The organism is Croceitalea vernalis (assembly GCF_031846405.1).
GTDB classification, from domain to species: Bacteria; Bacteroidota; Bacteroidia; order Flavobacteriales; family Flavobacteriaceae; genus Croceitalea; species Croceitalea vernalis.
This window is the reverse complement of the sequence record NZ_JAVRHU010000013.1, coordinates 1-1,307: the sequence shown is the minus strand read 5'-3', so window position 1 is coordinate 1,307 and position 1,307 is coordinate 1. Positions and strand designations below refer to the sequence as shown.

The following is a 1,307-nucleotide window of genomic DNA, read 5'->3' as shown; positions in this document are numbered from 1 at the left end:
CTCTAATGGTAGTAACTCTGGTACTATCAATATCCCAACTACTGTTGATGCCTTAATAGAAGATGATGAAACTGTTAACGGACAGATAGCTAACCTCACTGGGGCTCCTGCCGGTGTAACTATTGGTACAGCTAACGCTACTGGAACCATTTTAGATGATGATGGAAATAGTCCGACGGAAGGTATTGCTGTTGCTGACTTTACTGTTAATGAAGCTGCAGGTACTGCCACTTTCATTATAAGTTATACTGGTAATACGGTTCAAAACAGTTTTACTGTTGACTTTGCTGTTACCGATGATTCTGCCATCAATCCTGATGACTATGATGTAGCTACTGCAGGTACTACAGTTACATTCCCTGCTAATACTGCAAGTGGCGATACTCAGTCTGTAACTATAAACATAGTAGATGATGCTATTATTGAAGATGCTGAGAGTATGAACATCGCGCTAAGCTTTACAACTCCAGTTCCTGGGGTTAACATGCTTGACGCAAATGGAGTAGGTACTATTACTGATAATGATGGTAACAGCCCTACTGAAGGTATTGCCGTTGCTGACTTTACAGTAAATGAAGGTGTTGGTACCGTTGATTTTGTAATCTCTTATACAGGTAATACTGTTCAAAACAGTTTTACTGTCGACTTTGCGATAACTGATGGAACCGCTCTTAGTATTGGACCAGACCTTGATTATTCCGTAGTTAGCGCTGTTGGTACTGTAACATTCCCAGCAAATACTACAAGCGGTGATACACAAAACGTAACCGTTACCATTATTGATGATGCCATTATTGAAAGTGACGAAACCATTGATATCAATTTATCTTTCGCTATAACTAGTCCTGGAGTTAATATGCTTGACCCTATCGGATTAGGAACTATCACTGATAATGATGGTAACAGCCCTACTGAAGGTATTGCTGTTAGCGACTTTACTGTGAACGAAGATGCTGGTACTGCTGAATTTGTAATTTCGTATACAGGGAATACAATGGTGAATGCGGTGACTGTTAATTATAACATAGCCGACGGTACAGCATTAAGCGTTGGACCAAATATTGATTACTCGGTGGTTAGTGCTGTTGATGCTGTAACATTCCCAGCAAATACTGCAAGTGGTGACACCCAAAACATAACCGTAACTATCAATGATGATGTACTTGTAGAAGATGCTGAAACAATTGATATCAATCTTTCATTTGCTTCATCGGTTTCCGGTGTAAATCTATTAGATGCTGTTGGATTAGGTACCATTACTGACAATGATGCCAACGACCCAACAGAAGGGGTTGCTGTTAGCGACT

The 1,307-nt window shown here is 40.2% G+C and carries 1 protein-coding gene; it reads left to right on the top strand.

Going from position 1 to position 1,307, the window contains the following annotated elements:
* On the top strand, nucleotides 1-1,307 hold a 1,307-nt coding region (locus tag RM520_RS15175; protein WP_311388559.1), incomplete at both ends, for a Calx-beta domain-containing protein.